Consider the following 18671-nt stretch of genomic DNA (forward strand, 5'->3'; position numbering starts at 1 on the left):
GTCAGAAAGTTTCTGACGGGTCAGCGGTGGGAGGGTCAGGAGAGCTTGGCGAGGCGCAGCCAGGTGTCCACGACGGTGTCGGGGTTGAGCGACATGGACTCGATGCCCTGGCCCAGGAGCCACTCGGCGAGCTCGGGGTGGTCCGAGGGGCCCTGGCCGCAGATGCCGACGTACTTGCCCTGCTTCTTGCAGGCCGTGATCGCCAGCTCGAGCATGTGCAGCACGGCGGGGTCGCGCTCGTCGAAGCCCTCCGCCACCAGTGCCGAGTCGCGGTCCAGGCCCAGAGTCAGCTGGGTCATGTCGTTGGAGCCGATCGAGAAGCCGTCGAAGTACTCCAGGAACTGCTCGGCGATCACCGCGTTGGAGGGCACCTCGCACATCATCACGACCTTGAGCCCGTTCTCGCCGCGGACCAGGCCGTGCTTGCCGAGCAGCTCGATGACCCCGCGCGCCTCGGCGAGGGTGCGCACGAACGGGATCATCACCCAGACGTTGCTCAGCCCCATCTCGTCGCGCACGTGGCGCAGCGCCTCGCACTCCATCGCGAAGCAGTCGGCGAACTCGGCGGACAGGTAGCGCGAGGCACCCCGGTAGCCGAGCATGGGGTTCTCCTCGTGCGGCTCGTAGGCCTCGCCGCCCACGAGGTTGGCGTACTCGTTGGACTTGAAGTCCGACATCCGCACGATGACCGGCTCGGGGGCGAACGCCGCCGCCAGCATGCTGATCCCCTCGGCGACGCGCTGCACGAAGAACTCGCGCGGGCCGGGGTACGCCGCGATGGTCTCGGTGATCCGCTCCCGCAGCGCGGGGTCGAGGCTCTCGGGATCGGCCGCCAGGTCGAGCAGGGCCTTGGGGTGGATCCCGATCTGGCGGTTGATGATGAACTCCAGCCGCGCCAGCCCGACGCCCTTGTGGGGCAGCTGCGCGAACGAGAACGCCTGCTCGGGCGTGCCGACGTTCATCATGATCTTGACGGGGACGTCGGGCATGGCGTCCAGCTCGGTGCGCTCCACCGAGAAGTCGAGCAGGCCCTCGTAGACCAGGCCGGTGTCGCCCTCGGCGCACGAGACCGTGACCTCGCGGCCGTCGGCGAGATCACGCGTGCCCGAGCCGCTGCCGACGACCGCCGGGATGCCGAGCTCGCGCGCGATGATCGCCGCGTGGCAGGTGCGGCCGCCGCGGTTGGTGACGATGGCCGAGGCCCGCTTCATGATCGGCTCCCAGTCGGGGTCGGTCATGTCGGCGACCAGGACCTCGCCCTCCTGGAACTCGTGCATGTCCTCGATCGAGGTCATCACGCGTACGGCGCCGGCGCCGATCTTCTGCCCGATCGCGCGCCCCTCGACGAGCACCGGCCCGGAGCCCTGCATCCGGAACCGCTCCTGAGCGCCCGTGCGGCGCGACTCGACGGTCTCCGGGCGGGCCTGGAGCACGTAGAGCTGCCCGTCGACGCCGTCCTTGCCCCACTCGATGTCCATGGGCCGGCCGTAGTGCTCCTCGATCACCAGCGCGTGACGGGCGAGCTCCTGGACCTCCTCGTCGGTGAGGCTCAGCAGCCGCCGGTCGGCGGGGTCGACGTCGACGAACTCCGTGGTGCGGCCGACCGTCGTGTCGGAGGTGTAGACCATCTTGGTGGCCTTGTCCCCGACGCCGCGCTTCAGCACGGCCGGCCGGCCGGCGCGCAGCGCGGGCTTGTAGACGTACCACTCGTCGGGGTTGACCGCGCCCTGCACGACGCCCTCGCCGAGCCCGTAGGCCGAGGTGATGAAGACCGCGTCCTGGAAGCCCGACTCGGTGTCCATCGTGAACATCACGCCCGAGGAGCCGATGTCGGAGCGCACCATACGCTGGACGCCGGCGGACAGGCCGACGTCGGCGTGGGCGAAGCCGTGGTGCACGCGGTAGGCGATCGCGCGGTCGTTGTAGAGCGAGGCGAACACCTCGCGGATCGCCAGCAGCACGGCGTCGATGCCGCGGACGTTGAGGAAGGTCTCCTGCTGCCCCGCGAACGACGCGTCGGGGAGGTCCTCGGCGGTGGCCGACGAGCGGACGGCGAACGACGCCTCCTCCCCGCCGCTCTCGGCCGCGAGCCGCTCGTACGCCGCCCGCACCTCGGCCTCGAGGTCCTCGGGGAAGGGCTGGCCGACGACCGCCTCGCGGATCTCCCGGCCGACCTCGGCCAGGCGGCGTACGTCGTCGGTGTCCAGGCCGTCGAGCAGGCCGGCGATCCGCTCGGCCAGCCCGGTGTCCCCGATGAAGCGGTGGAAGGCCTCGGCCGTCGTCGCGAAGCCGTCGGGCACCCGCACCCCGAGGTCGGTCAGGTGGGAGACCATCTCGCCGAGTGAGGCGTTCTTGCCGCCGACCTGCTCGAGGTCACCGAGGCCCAGCTCGGAGAACCAGCGGACGTTGCGGGAGGGAGTGGTCATGGCTGCTCACTTCGGTGGTTGTCCCGGGCCTTGAAGCGCTGACGGCTCGGGACGCCGCCGTTCTTCTTCAGGGTCTGCAGGATGAGGGTGGAGATCTCCTCGACCGACTTGGCCGAGGAGTCGATGACAGGCACCCCGTGCGCCGCGAAGATGTCGTTCGCGCGGCGCAGCTCCCAGCGGCACTGCTCGGGGGTGGCGTAACGGGAGCCGGGGCGCCGCTCATTGCGGATCCGGCTGAGGCGGTCGACGCTGGTGGTGATGCCGAAGCACCGCTCCTTCAGGTCGCGCACCGGGCGGGGCAGCTCGGAGGACTCCAGGTCCTCGTCGACGAGGGGGTAGTTGGCGACGAACAGCCCGTGCTGCAGCGCGAGGTACATGCTGGTCGGCGTCTTGCCGCAGCGTGAGGGCGCCAGCAGAATCACGTCGGACTTGTCGAGGGCGCGCACGCTCTGGCCGTCGTCGTGCTCGATCGTGAACTCGACCGCGGCCATGCGGGTGTTGTAGCGCTTGATATCGCCGACGCCGTGCAGCCGGGACGGCTGGCGGATGCCGCGCTGGCCGAGGATCGCCTCCACGGCGTCCATGTGCATCCCGAAGAAGTCGATCAGCGGCGCCTTGGTCTTGAGCAGCTCGTTGCGGATGACGTCCTCGGCGGCGGTGGTGAACGCCAACGGGGTCACCGGCCCGTTCATCGCCTCGTCCAGGATGTCCACCACCCGCCGGGCATCCTCCACGGAGGAGATGAACGGGATCACGGTGCGCTCGAACACCTGGTCGGGGAACTGGATGAGCAGCGCGTTGCCCATCGTCTCCGCGCTGATGCCCGTGCTGTCGGACAGAAAGAACACCGGGACCACGCGCTCGGGCGACGGACTGCTCACGTGTGCATCCTCCCATTGGTGACGCGTGATGGAGCATCGTCCCAAACCCGGCGCCTGCACGAGACACCGCCCGGATCACGTACGGCGCACGCTCGCCGATGCAGGCACCGACCCCGACCCCGACTAGACTCCCTGAGGCCCATCGGGCCCCCTGAACCTCCACTGGAAGAGTCGCCGTACACCCATGTCTGCCACCAAGACCGCCAACCTGCGCAACGTCGCCATCGTCGCGCACGTCGACCACGGCAAGACCACCCTCGTCGACGCGATGCTGCGCCAGGCCGGCGCCTTCACCGCCCACGAGGCGGAGAGCGTCGCCGAGCGGGTCATGGACTCCGGCGACCTGGAGCGCGAGAAGGGGATCACGATCCTCGCGAAGAACACCGCGATCCACTACAACGGCCCCTCGGCGCCCGAGGGCATGACGATCAACATCATCGACACCCCCGGCCACGCCGACTTCGGCGGCGAGGTCGAGCGCGGCCTGTCGATGGTCGACGGCATCGTGCTGCTCGTCGACGCCTCCGAGGGCCCGCTCCCCCAGACCCGCTTCGTGCTGCGCAAGGCGCTCAACGCCGACATGCCGGTCGTGCTCGTGGTCAACAAGGTCGACCGCCCCGACGCCCGCATCGAGGAGGTCGTCGACGAGACCTACGAGCTCTTCATGGACCTGCTCGACGAGTCGCACGGCCAGGACGCCCTCGACTTCCCCGTCGTCTACGCGAGCGGCAAGGCCGGCATCGCCTCCCTCGAGCAGCCCGCCAACGGCACGCTGCCCGACGCCAAGGACCTCGAGCCGCTCTTCAAGACCATCGTCGACACCATCCCGGCGCCGGAGTACACCGAGGGCGCGCCGCTGCAGGCGCACGTCACCAACCTCGACGCCTCGCCGTTCCTGGGCCGCCTCGCGCTGGTCCGCATCCACGAGGGCCGGCTCAAGAAGGGCCAGCAGGTCGCCTGGATGCGCCGCAACGGCGACGTCAAGACCGTCAAGATCACCGAGCTCCTCGTCACCGAGGGCCTCGAGCGCAAGCCCGGCACCGAGGCCGGGCCCGGCGACATCGTCGCCATCGCCGGCATCCCGGAGATCACCATCGGCGAGACCCTCGCCGACCCGGAGAACCCGGTCGCGCTGCCGCTCATCCACGTCGACGAGCCGGCGATCTCCATGACCATCGGCACCAACACCTCGCCGCTGGTCGGCCGGGTCAAGGGCTCGAAGGTCACCGCCCGCCTGGTCAAGGACCGCCTCGACCAGGAGCTCATCGGCAACGTCTCGCTCAAGATCCTCAACACCGAGCGCCCCGACGCCTGGGAGGTCCAGGGCCGCGGCGAGCTCGCCCTGGCGATCCTGGTCGAGCAGATGCGCCGCGAGGGCTACGAGCTCACCGTCGGCAAGCCGCAGGTGGTCACCAAGGACATCGACGGCAAGGTCCACGAGCCGGTCGAGCGCCTGACCATCGACGCCCCCGAGGAGTACCTCGGCACGATCACCGAGCTCCTCGCCACCCGCAAGGGCCGCATGGAGTCGATGACCAACCACGGCACCGGCTGGGTGCGCATGGAGTTCCTGGTCCCGGCGCGCGGCCTGATCGGCTTCCGCACGGAGTTCCTCACCGACACCCGCGGCACGGGCATCGCCCACCACATCTTCGAGAAGTACGAGCCGTGGGCCGGAGAGATCCGCTCGCGCAACAACGGCTCCCTCGTCGCCGACCGCAAGGGTGCGGCCACGGCGTACGCCATGACCTCCCTGCAGGAGCGCGGCGTGATGTTCGTCGAGCCCACCACCGAGGTCTACGAGGGCATGATCATCGGCGAGAACTCCCGCGCCGACGACATGGACGTCAACATCACCAAGGAGAAGCAGCAGACCAACATCCGCTCCGCCACCTCCGACAACTTCGAGAAGCTCATCCCGCCCAAGAAGCTCTCGCTCGAGCAGTGCCTGGAGTTCTGCCGCGAGGACGAGTGCGTCGAGGTCACCCCGGAGTCGGTGCGCATCCGCAAGGTGATCCTCGACGCCAACGAGCGGGCCAAGATCGCGAGCCGCGCGCGCAAGAGCAAGTAGCCGGTCGGTAGTCGCGACCGGATGAGCGCTCCCACAGCGTCGCTCGAGACACGCCCCCGGAGCAGCCCGGCGGTCGTCGTCGCCACCCTGTCGCTGTGCGGCATCGTGGTGTCGTTGCAGCAGACCCTGCTGCTGCCGCTCCTGCCGCTGCTGCCCGAGTACCTCGACACCACGGCGGACTCCGCGTCCTGGCTGGTGACCGCGACCCTGCTGACCGGGGCGGTCGCCACGCCGACCATCTCCCGGCTGGCCGACATGTACGGCAAGCGCCGGATGATGGCCCTGACGCTGGCGATCACCGTGCTGGGCTCGCTGCTCGGCGCCCTCAGTGACGTCCTGCCGCTGCTGATCGGCGCCCGCGCGCTCCAGGGCGTCGGCATGGCGGTGGTCCCGGTCGGCATCGCGATCATGCGCGACGAGCTGCCGCGCGAGAGGGTCCCGCTCGGCGTCGCGCTGATGAGCGCCACCCTCGCGATCGGCGCCGGCGTCGGCCTGCCGCTCTCGGGCCTGCTCGTCGAGCACCTGGACTGGCACGCCATCTTCTGGGTGACCGGCGTGGTGGGCAGCGCCCTGCTGGTGGCCGCGCTCGTCCTGCTGCCGGAGTCCCCCGTCCGCACGCGGGGCGCGTTCGACGTACGCGGCGCCGTGTTGCTCACCACGGCGCTGACCGCGATGCTGCTCGCGCTGTCCAAGGGCGCGCAGTGGGGCTGGGGCTCGCCGACCACCCTCGGCCTGGCCGTAGTCGGCCTCGCGGTGCTCGCGTTCTGGATCCCGCTCCAGCTGCGGACGCCCAGCCCCCTGGTCGACATCCGGGTCGCGCGCCGCCCCGCGGTGCTGCTGGTCAACGTCGTCTCGGTCATGGCCGGGTTCGCGATGTTCGTCAACATGCTCCTCACCACCCAGTTCCTGCAGGTCCCGAAGGAGTCCGGGTACGGCCTGGGCCTCGACACGCTGCACACCGGGCTGTGGATGGTGCCGAACGCCGCGGCGTTCGGCCTGATGGCTCCCGCCTCGGCGTGGCTGATCCGCCGGGTCGGCCCCCAGGTCACGATGATCGCCGGCGCGGCCATCATGGCGGTGACCTACGCCGCCCGGGTGTTCCTCAGCGAGAACCTCACCCAGGTCGTCATCGGCTCGGTGGTCGTCGGCGTCGGCACCGCGATGATGTACGGCGCACTGCCGACGCTGCTCATGCGCGCCGTACCCGTGACCGAGACGGCCTCGGCCAACGGCCTCAACGTGCTGCTGCGCGCCTTCGGGACCTCGACCGCCAGCGCCACGACCGCGGCGGTCACGAGCGCGTCGGTGATCACGGTCGGAGCTCAGGTGCTGCCCAGCCAGAGCGGCCTGAACACGCTGCTGTGGCTGGCCGCCGTCGCGTCGCTCTGCGCCACGCTGATCGGCGTCCCGATGCTCCGCATGCAGGACTACGCCGAGGAGGGCGACCGCTCCGGCACGGCGGGCGCGGGACGTCCCGTGCAGGTCGTGCGCGGCCAGGTGCTCGACGCGAGCGCCCGTCCCATCCGGACCGCCGTCGTCACCGTCCTGACCCCGCAGGGAGAGCCGGTGGACTGGGGCCAGGCCGACTCCGACGGCTGGTTCAACGCCGCGATCCCCACCGCCGCGGACTACCTGGTCGTGACCACCGCCGACGGCTGGCAGCCCCGGTCCCGGATGATGCACCTCGACCGCGAGACTCCGGTGCCGCCGATCGTCCTGCGCGACCGCCTGCGCCTCGCGGGCGTGGTCACCGACGGCGAGGGCGCGCCGGTGGTCGACGCCCTGGTCGTGCTGACCCGCCACTCGGGTGAGGCCGTGGCCACCATCCGCACCGACCACGAGGGCCGCTACGAGATCCCTCGGCCGCCGAGCGGACGCTACGTGCTGACGGTCGCCTCCCGCGACGGCGCCATCGGCGCCCGGCCGATCACGGTCTGGGAGGCCGCGCGCGACGTGGACCTGGTCCTGGGCACCCCGCTCGCCTGAGCGGCACGCGGCATCCCCTCCCCCACCTCCGGCCCCCGCTCGCCCCGCCTCGCCCCGCCCGGAGTGACGCATCTCCCATGGAGGGACGGTTGTCGTCGGCAACTAATTAGTTAAGGTGAGCGTTCTGCCAGCCGCAACCCCGAGGACCTTCGTGACCAGCGTCTCCACCTCCGCCACGCACGCCGTGCCGGACACCGCAGGCCGCCCGGTCCTGACCGTCGCGGTCCTGTGCTTCGGCGGCATGATCACCTCGCTCACCCAGACGTTCGTGATCCCACTCCAGGGGGAGCTGCCGGTACTCCTGTCGACGTCTGCGGCCAACGCGTCCTGGGTGGTCACGGCGACCCTGCTGGCCGGCGCGGTGGCGATGCCGATCGCGGGCAGCCTGGGCGACCTGTTCGGCAAGCAGCGTGTGCTGCTGGTCAGCACCCTCATCCTGCTCGTGGGCTCGCTCGTCTGCGCCCTCTCGGACACGCTCCTGCCCATGCTGGCCGGCCGCACGCTGCAGGGGCTGTCCATGGGCTTCGTACCGGTCGGCATCAGCCTGATCCGCGACGTCGTGCCGCCGGGGCGCACCGGCACGGCCATGGCCGCCGTGAGCGCCACCCTCGGGGTGGGCGGCTCGATCGGCCTCCCGCTGGCGGCGTGGATCGCCGACAGCTACGACTTCCACGCGCTCTTCTGGTTCTCGACCGTCCTGGCCGTCCTCGCGGCGCTGCCCGTCGCGCTCCTCATCCCGCGCGTGCCGGCCGCCCGGCGAGCCCGGCTGGACCTCGTGGGCGCGCTGGGCATCGCCGTCGGGCTGGTGGCCGTGCTCGTGGCCGTCACCAAGGGCCGCGAGTGGGGCTGGGACACCGCACGCCCGTGGTCGTTCCTCGTCGTCGGGCTCGTCGTGCTGGTGGCCTGGGGCCGATACGAGCTCGCCCACCCGGCCCCGCTCTGCGACCTCCGCGTCACCGCGCGCCGCCCGGTCCTCCTCACCAACATCGCCGCCGTGGCGATCGGCTTCGGGATGATGGCCCAGGCGATCATCGTGCCGCAGCTGCTGCAGCTGCCCGAGCTCACCGGCCACGGCCTCGGTCAGTCGATGGTCGCCGCCGGCCTCTGGACGGCCCCCGCCGGGCTGGTCATGATGGCCTTCGCCCCGCTCTCCAGCGCCCTGATCGCGCGCTACGGCCCCCGCGTCACGCTCGCCGTCGGCGCCGCCGTGCTCGGCAGCGGCTACCTGGTCGCCGTCGCCATCCACGGCGCCCCCTGGCACCTGCTCGTCGTCTCGTGCGTGACCTCGGCCGGCGTCGGCATCGGCTACGCCGCGATGCCCGCGCTGATCATGGACGCCGTGCCCGCCTCCGACTCCGGCGCCGCCGTCGGCGTCAACGCCCTGATGCGCTCGATCGGCACCACCACCGCCGCCGCGCTCGTCGCCAGCATCCTGGCGGCCTCGGTCACCGACGTCCACGGCTTCCCGGTGCCCTCGGAGGACGCCATGGTGGTCGGCTTCCTCATCGGCGCCGGCGCCGCCTTCCTCGGCATGGCCCTCACCCTCGCCATCCCCCGCCGCGCCGCCGCTGCGGCCTGAGGCCGGCCGGCGCGTGCGGGCGCGGCGGGCGCGGCGGCGCGGCGCGGGCCGGCGGCGCGGCGCGGGCCGGCGGCGCGGCGCGAGCGCGGCAGCCGCGGCGTACCACCCGTCACGCGACCCGCGCGAAACTCACGGCTCCCGTACAAAGGTTCGTCGGGGAGCCGTGAGTTTCACCGGGCACCCGGTGAAACTCGCTCCCCCCGCAGGCGGCGTACCACCCGTCACGCGACCCGCGCGAAACTCACGGCTCCCCCACAAAGGTTCGTCGGGGAGGCGTGAGTTTCACCGGGCACCCGGTGAAACTCACTTCCCCCGTGCCCCGCAGCGCGGCATCCCCATGGAAGCGCTCCCACACCCCAATCAGCCTAATTACGCCGGGGCCAGGCAGAAGGTTGTGGCGCCGGTGTGACGCATGTCATGTTGTGGACACCAAGAACATGGAAGCGCTCTCACGCCGAGGTCGCGTCCTCCCGGGTCACCCCCGATCCGCAGTCCGCACAACGGCAGGAGCGTTCCCCCGTGCACATCTCACCCTTCGGGCCCCGCCAGGAGCCCCGCCTACCATTCACGACCAGCACCAAGCGACGCCGGCGCCTCGCGCTCGCCGCCGCCGGTGCCCTGGTCCTCAGCCTGGGCCTCGCCGCGTGCGGCGGGGACGACGAGGCCGAGGACGGCAAGACCACCCTCACCGTCGCCACCTTCAACGAGTTCGGGTACGAGGGCCTCATCGAGGAGTACATGGACCTCAACCCCGACATCAAGGTCGTCCAGAAGAAGCTGGGCACCTGGGAGGAGCACCGCGACAACCTCTACACCAAGCTCGCGGCGGGGTCGGGACTCTCCGACATCGAGGCGATCGAGGGCGACGGGATGCCGGCGATCCTCGAGGAGAAGGGCGCGTTCATCGACCTCAGCGACGAGAGCGTCGAGGGCCGGTGGCTGGACTGGAAGGTCAAGGCCGGCACCAACGCCGACGGCGAGCTCATCGGCTACGGCACGGACATCGGGCCGGAGGGCATCTGCTACCGCGCCGACCTCTTCAAGAAGGCCGGGCTGCCGACCGACCGCGAGGAGGTCGCCGCCCTGTTCGCCGACTGGGACACCTACTTCCAGACCGGCAAGGACTTCGTGGAGAAGATGCCGGACACCGCCTGGTACGACTCGTCGAAGGGCACCAGCCAGGCGATGATCAACCAGCTCGCCTACCCGTTCGAGGACGAGGACAACAACGTCGTCGCCACCTCCAACCCCGAGGTGCGCGAGGTGTTCGACACCGTGACGTCGATGCAGGCGGACGGGCTGGCCACCAACCTCGACCAGTGGTCCCCCGACTGGGTCGCCGCCTTCCAGAACGACGGCTTCGCCACGATGGCCTGCCCCGGCTGGATGCTCGGCATCATCGAGGGCAACGCCGCGGGCGTGAAGGGCTGGGACATCGCCGACGCCTTCCCCGGCGGCGGCGGCAACTGGGGCGGCTCGTTCCTGACCGTGCCCGCCATGGGCGAGCACCAGGAGGAGGCCAAGAAGCTGGCCGAGTGGCTGACCGCCCCCGAGCAGCAGATCAAGGCCTTCGACGCCAAGTTCACCTACCCGAGCCAGGTGGACGCCCAGGAGGATCCGGTGCTGCTCGCGGCCAAGCAGCCGTTCTTCAACGACGCCCCGGTCGGGCAGATCCTGTCCAACCGCGCCGCGGCCGTGGAGCTGCAGCCCTACAAGGGTCCCAAGTACGCCGACATCATCACGGCGTTCCAGGCGGCCATCCTCCGGGTCGACCAGGGCCAGGAGTCGCCGGACGAGGCGTGGGACTCCTTCACCGCGGACGTCGAGCGGATCGGCTGAGCCCGCGTCGATGAGCCCCCACCCACCAGTCGTGTCCGCCGGGGAGGTCTCCTCCTCGACCTCCCCGGCCGGGCCGGCCCTTCAGGCGGGGCCGCTGCCGCAGGACCCACCCCCACTGACCCTGCGGCAGCGGCTCTCCCGCTGGGACGTCCGCTTCTCGCCGTACCTCTACGTGTCGCCGTTCTTCATCCTGTTCCTGGTCATCGGGATGTTCCCGCTCGCCTACACCGCCTACGTCTCGGTGCACGAGTGGAGCCTCATCGGCGGCCAGGGCGACTATGTCGGCCTCGACAACTACCGCTCGGTGTTCGGGGACCGCTACTTCTGGCGGGCGCTGCGCAACACCGTCAGCATCTTCCTGCTGTCCTCGATCCCGCAGGTGCTGCTGGCCCTCGCGATCGCGGGCCTGCTCGACACCCAGCTGCGCGCCCGGACGTTCTGGCGGATGAGCGTGCTCATCCCCTTCGTGGTCGCCCCCGCCGCGGCCACCTTGATCTTCGGCAACCTGTTCGGTGACCGCTACGGCCTCATCAACGGCGCTCTCGGCCTCATCGGCATCGACCCGATCGCCTGGCACGTCGACACCCTGCCGAGCCACATCGCGATCGCGTCCATGGTCAACTGGCGATGGACCGGCTACAACGCGCTGATCCTGCTCGCCGCCATGCAGGCGGTGCCGCGTGACCTGTACGAGTCCGCGGCCATGGACGGAGCCGGCAAGGTGCGCCAGTTCCGGTCGATCACGATCCCGATGATCCGCCCGACGATGATCTTCGTGGTCATCACCTCCACCATCGGCGGGCTGCAGATCTTCACCGAGGCCCGGCTCTTCGACAACGTCGGGCTCGGCGGCTCGGACCGGCAGTGGCAGACCGTGACGCTGTACCTGTGGGAGCTGGGCTGGCGCCTGCGCGACCTCGGCATGGCCTCGGCGGTCGCCTGGCTGCTGTTTCTCTTCATCGTGATCTTCGCGCTGGTCAACCTGGCGGTGGCGCAGCGCCTCGGAGCAGGGGGCCGCAAGTGAGCCGCCGTCCGGGATTCCTCGTCTACGGCCTGCTGTCGGCCTTCGTCCTCGCCTCGGCGCTGCCGCTGTACTGGTCGCTGATCGTCGGCTCGCACACCAAGGAGGTCGTGACCCGCCAGGTACCGCCCCTGCTGCCGGGAGGTCACTTCTTCAGCAACGCCCAGCGCGTCTTCGAGACCGTCGACTTCTGGAAGGCCCTCGGCAACAGCCTCGTCGTCTCGACCGTGTGTGCCACGTCGGTGGTGTTCTTTTGCACGCTGGCCGGCTACGCGTTCGCCAAGCTGAGGTTCCGCGGCAGCAAGGGGCTCATGGTCTTCGTCGTCGGGACGCTGGCCGTCCCCACCCAGCTCGGGGTCATCCCGCTGTTCATCCAGATGGCCAAGCTCGGCTGGACCGGGCACATCTGGGCGATCATGGTGCCGACCCTGGTGACCGCGTTCGGCGTCTTCTTCATGCGTCAGTACCTCGTCGACGCGATCCCCGACGAGCTGATCGAGGCGGCGCGCGTCGACGGGTGCTCGATGTTCAGCACCTTCTGGAACGTCGCCGTGCCGGCCGCCCGTCCGGCCGCCGCGATCTTGTGGCTGTTCACGTTCATGACGGTCTGGACCGACTTCTTCTGGCCGATGATCGTGCTCCCCTCCACCAACCCCACCGTGCAGATCGCACTCGCTCAGCTCCAGAGCAGCTACTACGTCGACTACAGCCTGGTGCTCTCCGCCGCGGTGCTGTCGACCATCCCGCTGCTGGTCCTGTTCGTCCTCACCGGCCGCCAACTGGTCGCCGGCATCATGCAAGGAGCAGTCAAGGGATGACCCACTCACTCGACACCCGCATCGACACCGGCCAGGGCGCGGAGCTCCGCTTCCCGCCGGACTTCCTCTGGGGCGCCGCGACCGCGTCGTTCCAGATCGAGGGCGCCACCGGCGAGGACGGCCGCACGCCGTCCATCTGGGACACCTTCGCGCGGGTGCCCGGCGCCGTGGTCAACGGCGACACCGGCGACGTCGCCTGCGACCACTACCACCGGATGCCGCAGGACGTGGCGCTCATGAAGAGCCTGCACCTGCGCAGCTACCGGTTCTCCGTGGCCTGGCCGCGGGTCCGGCCGGACGCCGGCCCGCTCAACCCGGCCGGGCTCGACTTCTACGCCCGCCTCGTCGACGAGCTCCTGGCCCACGACATCCGTCCCTGGATGACGCTCTACCACTGGGACCTGCCCCAGACCCTCGAGGACGCGGGCGGCTGGACCAACCGCGACACGGCGTACCGCTTCGCCGACTATGCGCTCTCCGTCTACGACGCGCTCGGCGACCGGGTGCCGGTCTGGACGACGCTCAACGAGCCGTGGTGTTCGGCGTTCCTGGGCTACACCGGGGGCCAGCACGCCCCCGGTCGCCAGGAGGGCGTGGCCGGGCTCGTGGCCGCGCACCACCTGATGCTCGGGCACGGCCTGGTCGTCGACGAGCTGCGCCGCCGCGGCACCACCGCCGAGCTGGGGATCACCCTCAACTGCACGGTCGCGGACGCCCACGACCCCGACGACGAGGCCGACCGGGACGCCGCCCGGCGCATCGACGCGCTGCACAACCGGGTGTTCCTCGACCCGATCCTCACCGGCCGCTACCCCACCGACCTGCTGGCCGACACCGCCGGGCTCGCGTGGGCGGGCCGGCCCTGGACCGAGGTGGTGCACGACGGCGACCTCGCACTCATCGGCACCCCGCTGGACCTGCTCGGGATCAACTACTACAAGGGCGACGCCGTCTCGGGCCACCCGCATCCGGACACGACGGGCGTCGACGGCGCCCACGCCGAGCGGCCGACCCGCACGCCGTTCGTCGGCTGCGAGGACGTCACCTTCCCGAGCCGTGGCCTTCCGCGGACGGCCATGGGGTGGGAGGTGCAGCCGGAGGGACTCACGCGGCTGTTGAAGCGGATCGACGCCGACTACGACGCGCCCCCGCTCTACGTCACGGAGAACGGCGCCGCCTACGACGACGAGGTGGACGCGGAGGGACGCGTGCACGACCCCGAGCGTGTCGCCTACGTCGTCGCGCATCTCGCCGCAGTGCACGCCGCGATCGCGGACGGGGTGGACGTGCGGGGCTTCTTCCAGTGGTCGCTGCTCGACAACTACGAGTGGGCCTTCGGCTACGAGAAGCGGTTCGGCATCGTCCACGTCGACTACGAGACGCAGGTGCGCACGCCCAAGTCGAGCGCCCTGCTCTACGCGGAGACCGCGCGTACCGGAAACCTCCAGGCGCCGGAGAGCTGAGGTCGCTACGGTGGCGCGCGTGGACGGAAGCCGCAGCATCGCGGGGCCGGGGGGCTCGCCGACGCTCGACGAGGTCGCGCGCCTGGCCGGGGTCTCGCGCGCCACCGCGTCGCGCGCGATCAACGGCGGCAACCGCGTGAGCGCGCAGGCCCGCAGCGCCGTCGACGACGCCGTACGGGCGCTGGGCTACACCCCCAACCACGCCGCCCGCAGCCTGGTCACCCGGCGTACCGACTCGGTGGGCCTGGTGGTCCCCGAGCCCGACGAGCGGGTCTTCTCCGACCCGTTCTTCGCGCGCACGCTGCGCGGGGTCACGCGGGTGCTGGCCGAGCGCGACCTGCAGCTGGTCCTGCTGCTCACGCGCCCAGGCGAGGAGGAGGCGCGGATGCTGCGCTACCTGCGCAACCGGCACATCGACGGGGCGCTCGTCGTCTCCCACCACCGCAGCGACAGCCTGGCCGACCACCTGGCCGCGCTCGACCTGCCCTGCGCCTTCGTCGGGCGGCCGTGGACCAGCGCCGACAAGGTCGCCTACGTCGACACCGACAACGTCGCCGGCGGTCGTGAGGCCACCCAGGCGCTCATCTCGCGCGGCTGCACCCGGATCGCGACCATCGCCGGACCCGACGACATGAGCGCCGGCGTGGACCGGCTGGAGGGCTGGCGGGGCGCCATGCGGGAGGCCGGCCTGCGCGACGACGCGGTCGAGCACGGCGACTTCACCGAGCGCGGTGGCGAGCGCGCCGCGACCGCCCTGCTGGCGCGCCATCCCGACCTTGACGGGATCGTGGCGGCCTCCGACCTCATGGCCGCCGGCGCTCTGCGGGTGCTGGCCGCCACCGGCTGCGCGGTCCCCGACGACGTCGCCCTCATCGGCTACGACGACCTCGGCGTCGCCGAGCGCACCGACCCGCAGCTCACCACCATCCGCAACCCCATCGTCGACATGGCCGAGCAGGCCACCCGCCTGCTGCTCCAGCAGGTCGACGGCGACAGCAGCGTCCGCGCGATGCGGGTCATCTTCCCGCCCACGCTCGTGCGCCGCGCCAGCGCGTGACATCCGCCCAACCTGCAACGTGTTCTAGTCGCCACCGGTAGCGTCGGCACATGCTCCTCGACGTGCAGCTCGACGGCCGGCCCGACGAGGCGGCGCAGCGCGCACGGGACCTGGCAGGCACCGGGGTCGCGGGGCTGTTCACCTTCGAGGGGCCACACGACGTGTTCCTCCCGCTGGCGAGCGCGGCCGGCGCGGTCGAGACCGACCTGATGACCAACGTCGCGATCGCGATGCCGCGCAGCCCGCTGCACCTCGCGCATGCGGCCTACGACCTGCAGCTGCTGTCGCGCGGTCGCTTCCGGCTCGGGCTGGGCTCGCAGATCAGGCCGCACATCGAGAAGCGGTACGGCGCACGGTGGAGCCCGCCGGCGGCGCGGATGCGCGAGATCGTGCTCGCGGTCAAGGCGATCCTGGGCTCGTGGCAGGACGGCACCCGGCTGGACTTCCGGGGCGAGCACACCCAGCACACGCTGATGCCGCCGACGTTCGTGCCCGGGCCCAACCCCTACGGCGTCGCGCCGGTCCTGCTCGGCGCGCTCGGCCCCGTGATGACGCGTACGGCGGCCGAGGTCGCCGACGGCCTGCTGGTCATGCCCTTCCACAGCGAGCGGCACTTCCGCGAGCGCACCCTGCAGGCGGTCGAGGAAGGGCTGGCCCGCTCGGGCCGCGCGCGCGAGTCGTTCGCCGTACTCCCCCAGGCGATCCTCGCGATGGGCCGCACGCCCGCCGAGCAGGAGGCCGCGGCGCTGGGGGTGCGAGGGCTGCTGGCGTTCTACGCCTCCACGCCGGCGTACCTGCCGGTGCTCGAGGTCGAGGGCTGGGCCGACCTGCAGCCCGAGCTCAACGCACTGTCCAAGACCGGCGACGTCGCGGCGATGCTGGCGCGGGTCGACGACGCGATGCTGGAGACGCTCGCCGTCCGCGGCACCCCGCAGGAGTGCGCCGCCGAGCTCCGGCGGCGCTTCGGCGAGCACGCCACCCGGGTCTGCGGCTACTTCCCCGGCTACCGCCCACCGCTCGACCAGGTCGCCGCCCTGGCCGCCTCGCTCAGGTGAGCTGACGGATGAGGGACTACCCCGCCGGCGGCTCGCTCGCGGCCGGCCGCTTCCGCCACGGCAGCGTGCCCTCGAGCTCCACCTCGAGCGAGAAGCTCAGAAAGGTCCGCACGAGCACGATCAGCCCGAGCGCCAGGGCGCTGTCGAGCGTGGGGTCGACGGTGATGGTCAAGACGATGTCGGCGATGATCAGGAACTCCAGGCCCAGCAGGATCGCGCGGCCCACGTTGCGGCGGGCGCGCTCGTAGGCGCCGGCACCGCCGACGCGCCGGTACGACGCCGCCGCGGCGACCAGGCCCACCAGGGACCCGACCACCAGGATCGTCACGCCGCCGACCTCGAACCCGTGCACGACGAGCTCCATCACCTCGTCGAAGCTCATCCCCATCACCCTCGCCGCCCCTCGCTGGCCCGGGCACAGGGTATGCACGGCCCCGGCCCGCGTCCACCGCCGACCCGCCGCAGAGCCTCGGGCCGCCCGCAGGTACGGTCTGCGCGTGACCGCACAGCCCAGCTACGACCAGATCGCCGCGCTTCCGGCGTACTCCCAACAGGGCATCCCGGCCGCGTTCGAGGACTTCAACGGCCACCTCAACGTGCGCCACTACCTCGGCATCGCGAGCGAGGGCCTGGACGAGTCGCTCGTCGAGGTGGGCATCCCCCAGAACTGGCCGCACACGGCCGGCCAGGCGGTCTTCTCCGCCGAGCACCACCTCACCTACTTCTCCGAGCTGCGCACCGGCGACAAGATCTCCGTCCGCGTGCGGCTGGTCGGCCGCTCGCGCCGCGCGGCGCACGTCGTGGTCTACCTGCTCGACGACTCGCACTCGCGCGTGAGCTACGTGATGGAGGAGATCCTGCTCCACATGGACATGGAGACCCGCAAGACCTCCGACTGGCCCGAGGACGTCGCCCGGCAGATCGACGCGCGCCTCGCCGAGGAGAAGCAGCTGGGCTGGGAGCCGATGCTCTCGGGCTCCATGAGCCTGCGCTAGGGCGCCTTCCGCTCGCTCGTCAGGTACGCCGCCAGCGCGCCGCCGACGGCCCCGAACAGGTGTCCCTGCCAGGAGATCCCCGCCTGGCCCGGGAGCACGCCGAGCAGCAGGCCGCCGTACAGCAGGAACAGCAGCACCCCGAGGGCGATCTCGCCGAGCCGACGGGTGAAGACGCCGCGGATCATCAGGTAGACCAACCAGCCGAAGATCAGCACCGAGGCACCGAGGTGCACGGTGTGGGTGGGCGCGACCAGCCACACCCCGAGCCCGCCGACGACCCAGATGATCGCGGTGACCTGCACCCCGCGGAGCACGCCGGAGGCCAGCACCAGGAACAGCAGCACCAGCACCGGCACGGTGTTGGCCGCGAGGTGTCCCCACCCGGCATGCAGGAGCGGCGCGAAGAGGATGCCGAGCAGCCCCTCGTCCTCGCGCGGCTGCACGCCGTACTGATCGAGGCGGTGGGAGAGCGCCGTGTCGAGGAGCTCGAGGCCCCACAGCACGGCGACGAAGACGGCGGCGCCGACGGCGGCCTGCCGCCAGGCACTGCGAGTCTCGCGCCGCGGGCTCATCGGAGCAGCTCCGCGACGCGCTCGACCTGGGTGGGGTCGGAGCCGGTGGGGATCAGGTGCACCTCGTCGGCGCCGACGTCCTCGAAGCGGCGCAGGGTGTCGCGCAGACCGTCGGGGGTGCCGGCGAAGCCTGTCGTCGGGGCCATCGCGTCGACCAGGGACGCGGGCAGCCAGCTCAGGTAGTGGCGCAGGTGGCGGTGCACCTGCTCGCGCGCGGAGCCGTCGCCGTCGTCGAGTGCGAACCAGAACGACGTGGTCAGCCGCGGGGCCGCCTTGCCGGCCTCGGACCAGGCGACCCGGGCCTGCTCGAAGAGCACCGAGGCCGCGTCGGCGTCGAGGTCGAGGCTCACGCCGGCGAGCCCGTCGGCCCAGGCCGAGCCGCTGCGGACCGTCCTGGGGCCGGTCGTCCCGACCAGCAGCTCGGGGCCGCCGTCCTGCACCGGCGGCGGGCCCACCGGGCGGGTGACGTCGCGGATCTCCTCGCCCGCCCACACCCGGCGCATCGTCGCGACCCGCGCCGCCATGCCGCGCATGGTCCGGGTGTTCGGGTTGGCGCCGACGGCGCCGTAGTCCTCCGCGCGGCCCCCGACGCCCAGGCCCACGGTCAGCCGTCCGCCGCTCAGCCGGTCACCGGTGGCGAGGGCCTTGGCGAGCCAGACCGGGTCGTGGAGCTGCGGTACGACGACGGTCGTCGCGATGCGCACGCGCGAGGTCCACGCCGCCACGGCGCCCAGGAGCGTGAGGGTCTCGGGGTTGTCGAAGGCCACCCGCTCCCCGAAGCACAGCGACGAGAACGGGCCCTCGTCCACGGCGCGCGCCCAGGCCTCGAGGGTCCCGGCGCCGTGCCACAGGTCGGGCTCCATCACCGGCAGGGTCATGCCCACATCCATGCAGCCACTGTGACAGAC

The 18671-nt window shown here is 71.4% G+C and carries 15 protein-coding genes; 10 read left to right on the top strand and 5 right to left on the bottom strand.

The window, feature by feature from the left end:
- Positions 1-35: 35 nt before the first annotated feature.
- A complete protein-coding gene (gene ppsA, locus LQ940_RS17880; RefSeq protein ID WP_231244257.1) occupies positions 36-2426 on the bottom strand; it encodes a phosphoenolpyruvate synthase in 2391 nt (796 codons plus the stop codon).
- Complete coding sequence (locus LQ940_RS17885) at positions 2423-3307, bottom strand: pyruvate, water dikinase regulatory protein (protein WP_231244258.1); 885 nt, start codon at positions 3305-3307, stop codon at positions 2423-2425. The genes ppsA and LQ940_RS17885 overlap by 4 nt, the downstream gene beginning before the upstream one ends.
- Before the next feature lie 184 nt (positions 3308-3491).
- On the opposite strand from LQ940_RS17885, the gene typA reads away from it, so the two are divergent.
- The 9 genes from typA to LQ940_RS17930 all read left to right on the top strand — a co-directional run bounded on the left by typA (position 3492) and on the right by LQ940_RS17930 (position 16196).
- A complete protein-coding gene (typA, locus tag LQ940_RS17890) occupies positions 3492-5378 on the top strand; it encodes a translational GTPase TypA (RefSeq protein ID WP_231244260.1) in 1887 nt (628 codons plus the stop codon).
- A 21-nt stretch (positions 5379-5399) separates the two neighbouring features.
- The gene (locus LQ940_RS17895) at positions 5400-7364 is read left to right on the top strand and encodes an MFS transporter (protein ID WP_231244261.1); all 1965 of its coding nucleotides are present in this window, start codon (positions 5400-5402) and stop codon (positions 7362-7364) included.
- 151 nt (positions 7365-7515) lie between these two features.
- Complete coding sequence (locus LQ940_RS17900) at positions 7516-8943, top strand: MFS transporter (protein ID WP_231244262.1); 1428 nt, start codon at positions 7516-7518, stop codon at positions 8941-8943.
- 519 nt (positions 8944-9462) lie between these two features.
- On the top strand, positions 9463-10782 hold the full coding sequence (locus LQ940_RS17905) for an ABC transporter substrate-binding protein (RefSeq protein WP_231245159.1): 1320 nt from the start codon (positions 9463-9465) through the stop codon (positions 10780-10782).
- A 31-nt stretch (positions 10783-10813) separates the two neighbouring features.
- On the top strand, positions 10814-11806 hold the full coding sequence (locus LQ940_RS17910; RefSeq protein WP_231245158.1) for a carbohydrate ABC transporter permease: 993 nt from the start codon (positions 10814-10816) through the stop codon (positions 11804-11806).
- A complete protein-coding gene (locus LQ940_RS17915) occupies positions 11803-12621 on the top strand; it encodes a carbohydrate ABC transporter permease (protein ID WP_231245157.1) in 819 nt (272 codons plus the stop codon). The genes LQ940_RS17910 and LQ940_RS17915 overlap by 4 nt, the downstream gene beginning before the upstream one ends.
- Positions 12618-14084, top strand: coding sequence for a GH1 family beta-glucosidase (locus LQ940_RS17920; protein ID WP_231245156.1), 1467 nt, complete (start codon positions 12618-12620; stop codon positions 14082-14084). The genes LQ940_RS17915 and LQ940_RS17920 overlap by 4 nt, the downstream gene beginning before the upstream one ends.
- A gap of 19 nt (positions 14085-14103) precedes the next feature.
- Complete coding sequence (locus LQ940_RS17925; protein ID WP_231245155.1) at positions 14104-15141, top strand: LacI family DNA-binding transcriptional regulator; 1038 nt, start codon at positions 14104-14106, stop codon at positions 15139-15141.
- A 50-nt stretch (positions 15142-15191) separates the two neighbouring features.
- Positions 15192-16196 carry a TIGR03617 family F420-dependent LLM class oxidoreductase gene (locus tag LQ940_RS17930; RefSeq protein WP_231245154.1) on the top strand — a complete coding sequence of 335 codons (1005 nt, stop codon included), beginning with the start codon at positions 15192-15194 and terminating at the stop codon, positions 16194-16196.
- A gap of 16 nt (positions 16197-16212) precedes the next feature.
- Here LQ940_RS17930 and LQ940_RS17935 read toward each other — a convergent pair whose 3' ends face one another.
- Complete coding sequence (locus LQ940_RS17935; RefSeq protein ID WP_231245153.1) at positions 16213-16578, bottom strand: DUF1622 domain-containing protein; 366 nt, start codon at positions 16576-16578, stop codon at positions 16213-16215.
- A 115-nt stretch (positions 16579-16693) separates the two neighbouring features.
- Between LQ940_RS17935 and LQ940_RS17940 the strand changes: the two genes are divergently transcribed.
- Positions 16694-17191 (top strand): thioesterase family protein, encoded by a 498-nt coding sequence (locus LQ940_RS17940; protein WP_231245152.1) that lies wholly within the window; start codon positions 16694-16696, stop codon positions 17189-17191.
- On the opposite strand, the gene LQ940_RS17945 is transcribed toward LQ940_RS17940, so the two are convergent.
- Both LQ940_RS17945 and LQ940_RS17950 read right to left on the bottom strand, forming a co-directional pair.
- Entirely contained in the window at positions 17188-17763 is a 576-nt protein-coding gene (locus tag LQ940_RS17945) for a rhomboid family intramembrane serine protease (RefSeq protein ID WP_231245151.1), read from the bottom strand. The genes LQ940_RS17940 and LQ940_RS17945 overlap by 4 nt on opposite strands.
- On the bottom strand, positions 17760-18641 hold the full coding sequence (locus LQ940_RS17950; protein ID WP_231245150.1) for an LLM class flavin-dependent oxidoreductase: 882 nt from the start codon (positions 18639-18641) through the stop codon (positions 17760-17762). The genes LQ940_RS17945 and LQ940_RS17950 overlap by 4 nt, the downstream gene beginning before the upstream one ends.
- Positions 18642-18671 lie beyond the last annotated feature (30 nt).

The organism is Nocardioides sp. cx-173 (assembly GCF_021117365.1).
GTDB lineage: Bacteria > Actinomycetota > Actinomycetes > Propionibacteriales > Nocardioidaceae > Nocardioides.

What these genes read in the sequence shown, in the direction of transcription:
- typA (WP_231244260.1), top strand. Translation starts at nt 3,492, where the DNA reads ATGTCTGCCACCAAGACCGCCAACCTGCGCAACGTCGCCATCGTCGCG.
- LQ940_RS17920 (WP_231245156.1), top strand. Translation starts at nt 12,618, where the DNA reads ATGACCCACTCACTCGACACCCGCATCGACACCGGCCAGGGCGCGGAG.
- LQ940_RS17930 (WP_231245154.1), top strand. Translation starts at nt 15,192, where the DNA reads ATGCTCCTCGACGTGCAGCTCGACGGCCGGCCCGACGAGGCGGCGCAG.
- LQ940_RS17895 (WP_231244261.1), top strand. Translation starts at nt 5,400, where the DNA reads ATGAGCGCTCCCACAGCGTCGCTCGAGACACGCCCCCGGAGCAGCCCG.
- LQ940_RS17950 (WP_231245150.1), bottom strand. Translation starts at nt 18,641, where the DNA reads ATGACCCTGCCGGTGATGGAGCCCGACCTGTGGCACGGCGCCGGGACC.
- LQ940_RS17945 (WP_231245151.1), bottom strand. Translation starts at nt 17,763, where the DNA reads ATGAGCCCGCGGCGCGAGACTCGCAGTGCCTGGCGGCAGGCCGCCGTC.
- ppsA (WP_231244257.1), bottom strand. Translation starts at nt 2,426, where the DNA reads ATGACCACTCCCTCCCGCAACGTCCGCTGGTTCTCCGAGCTGGGCCTC.
- LQ940_RS17935 (WP_231245153.1), bottom strand. Translation starts at nt 16,578, where the DNA reads ATGAGCTTCGACGAGGTGATGGAGCTCGTCGTGCACGGGTTCGAGGTC.